General features: G+C 47.5%; 4 protein-coding genes. 3 read left to right on the forward strand and 1 reads right to left on the reverse strand.

Annotated elements, in window-relative coordinates:
• The first annotated feature begins 202 nt into the window (after window positions 1-202).
• Entirely contained in the window at window positions 203-721 is a 519-nt protein-coding gene (locus COY37_RS03360) for a ferritin family protein (protein WP_286679313.1), read from the forward strand.
• A gap of 145 nt (window positions 722-866) precedes the next feature.
• On the opposite strand, the gene COY37_RS03365 is transcribed toward COY37_RS03360, so the two are convergent.
• Window positions 867-1,466 carry a heavy-metal-associated domain-containing protein gene (locus tag COY37_RS03365; protein WP_286679312.1) on the reverse strand — a complete coding sequence of 200 codons (600 nt, stop codon included), beginning with the start codon at window positions 1,464-1,466 and terminating at the stop codon, window positions 867-869.
• 189 nt (window positions 1,467-1,655) lie between these two features.
• On the opposite strand from COY37_RS03365, the gene COY37_RS03370 reads away from it, so the two are divergent.
• Window positions 1,656-2,033: an STAS domain-containing protein gene (locus COY37_RS03370; protein WP_286679311.1), complete on the forward strand. Its 378-nt coding sequence runs from the start codon at window positions 1,656-1,658 to the stop codon at window positions 2,031-2,033.
• 134 nt (window positions 2,034-2,167) lie between these two features.
• Complete coding sequence (locus COY37_RS03375; protein ID WP_286679310.1) at window positions 2,168-2,593, forward strand: FKBP-type peptidyl-prolyl cis-trans isomerase; 426 nt, start codon at window positions 2,168-2,170, stop codon at window positions 2,591-2,593.
• Window positions 2,594-2,742 lie beyond the last annotated feature (149 nt).

A 2,742-nucleotide genomic window follows, 5' to 3' on the forward strand; every position in this document is an offset into this window, starting at 1 on the left:
GCCCCAAGACCATGTTCCCCAGCACTCACCACATCCAAAAATCCAAGCATAAACTCACTCCTTCCCCAGATGCTTAACTCCCCACCACCTGGGGAATAATACAAACAAATCACTAAAGCAACCCTGTTCAAATATAATCCTGCTTGCATTGGTTAAAAATAACAGCTAAATTTTATGTAAACTTGAGAAAGGAATGGTTCTAATGGAGCAAGCGTACTGCGAAGCATTACAGATCGCATTTGAATTTGAGAAAAACGGTGAAACATTTTACCGTCAGCTCATCGATAAAGTAACCGACCCCTTCGCAAAAAAAGTCCTGGAGTTTCTGGCCGATGAAGAAATCGAGCACGTTCGAAAAATCGAAGAATTCAACGACTCTCTCCTTGGCAAAGGCGGGTTCGATTTTGATGCCGAATGCGGCCTCGAACTTACGGATAGAATCCGCGTAATGACCCAGGCACGGATGAAAGAAGCCGAGAAAAACGTCAATCTCAACAGCAACGACCTGGATATCTACGATGTGGCGATGCTGCTTGAAACAAAAAGCTACGAACTCTACGAACGTGCCCTGGCTGTGCCACAAGACGAAAAGGTGGAAACGTTCTTCAGGTTCATGCTTTATGAAGAGAAAGAGCATTACGATCTTCTCGCCTACTCGAAGCGGTACCTTGAAGACCCCGCTTACTACTTTGAAGAATACGGCGGCTGGATTTTTGGCTAAGGTCGAGCAATTTTGCACTGCCCATACGGGATGTCCCGGGAGGAGATTTTGAAAATATCGAATAGCTAATCGGGCCAAAAAGCCCCGCTATCCGGCGGGGCTTTTTCTTATGGCTCTATACTGCATAAACCCTACGAACTCGTAGTTACTTAGCACCTCCGGTATCGGTGGTACTGCTGTTTGCACCTGCGGCTGCACCAGTTTCCTCGACAATGCTTCCGCCAACATATATGGGAGGCTTCTTTTCGACTATCTTTTCCGCTGTGACCTGACCCGGGTGCTGGCCCTTAATCAAGGCATCGATGATCTTGGCGTTGGTCACCTTGGACGGATCGTACTGCACCTCCAAAAGCCTGTTAGAATAATCCGCCTTAAGACTCCCAATGCCTCCCAGCTTAACAAGCTCGGTCATAATCGTTTGCACGCAATCGGTGCCCGCAAGCTCATCCATTTTAAAAGTGGTCAGTTTTGCTTTAGATGCATCGACCTGCCCAGCCGAAAAATCCTCCACCCCACTCATCGGCGGCGCAACCGATGTCTGCGCATTTTGGCTTACCTGGCCACTATTTGGGCTCAATGCCGAAGAACTCGAAAGAGCTACGTAAATAACCAAAGCCAGGACAGCTGCTCCCGCGATCAACCATGGCATCATTTTATTTGTCGATTGCTGCTGTACTGCCCGTGGGCTTGCTTTGCTCTGGTGAACTTTTCCGATTGATTTGCCTTTTTCTTTGCGTTTAGCCATCGTACCATCTCCTCAATACCAAACAACCACTACATTGATTTTCTCAGGAATACCTTATAATTACAAGATTATGTGGCGAACCTTACATAATTGTACCGGCAGGTAAGTCAAACCAGAAACCATAAGCACCAGCGCCCTTATTTGCACTATAACGCCAGTTAAGATACATTAAGACCATGAGGGGTGAACATGAGCAACTCTGAAGAGCAATTCCAATTAAGAATAAGTATCAGGAGCACTGATGGTATCCCACATATTGTGCTTGCCGGCGAATGTGATGCGTTTACCGCATCATTCGCTCATGCCGCTATCAGCTCCCTGATCTCTGAGGGATACAGGGGAATAATCGTTGATATAAGTAGATTAAACTTCATGGACGTCGCGGGGTTCCACGCCCTCGACGATTGCTGCAGGCAGATAACCGAGTCGGGCGGTAAACTGCTGCTCGTCAATCCCGGCGAATACGTCGAGGCTATCTACGACATCTTGCGCGAAAAGGAAAGCTGCGTCATCGTAAAAAGCGTCGATGAGGCGATGGCTCTCCTAGCCCCACCTACCGGCGCTTAAACACCCCTTTACATGGGGCTTGATTACAGTTATGGTTAAAAAAATCTGCAAATCGGTATAAAGAATTTTTGATATGCGGGGTTCGGATTGAACCCCATTCTTTATAGCCACCGGTTTAAAAGGAGAGGTAAGATATGCCAATTAAAAGTGGTTCAACCGTTACGTTGGATTACAAAGTGTACGTCGACGGCCAACTCGTAGATGAGACAAATCCAGACCAGCCACTCGTCTATGTCCAGGGCGAGGGACAGATAATCCCCGGGCTTGAAAAAAACCTTGAGGGGCTTAACGCCGGCGACACGAAAGAGGTCGTTGTAGAGCCCGAGGAGGCATACGGGGAGTACTCCGAAGAGCGGTTTATGCACGTCCCGCGAGAAGACCTACCCACAGACGTCGAACCCGAGGCCGGCATGCAGCTTCAGGCCATGAGCGATAACGGCAGCATGTTTGTAGGCGTCATAACCGATATTAAACCCGATCACGTCGATGTTGATTTTAACCACCCTCTCGCCGGTAAAACACTCCGCTTCGAAATACAAGTCCAAGACGTCGAGGGCTAGAAATAACAAGAACTGGCAAGGAAAAATAAAGACCGGTGTCGGCTACACATTATGTGTTCTCCGGCACCGGTTTCCCGGCTGTTTTAGAATTTACTATTTTATGCCTGATTAATATCTGATTAATATCTGGTTAACTAATTAAATGAACC

The sequence above is a fragment of the Candidatus Aquicultor secundus genome (assembly GCF_002791875.1).
Lineage (GTDB): Bacteria > Actinomycetota > Aquicultoria > Aquicultorales > Aquicultoraceae > Aquicultor_A > Aquicultor_A secundus.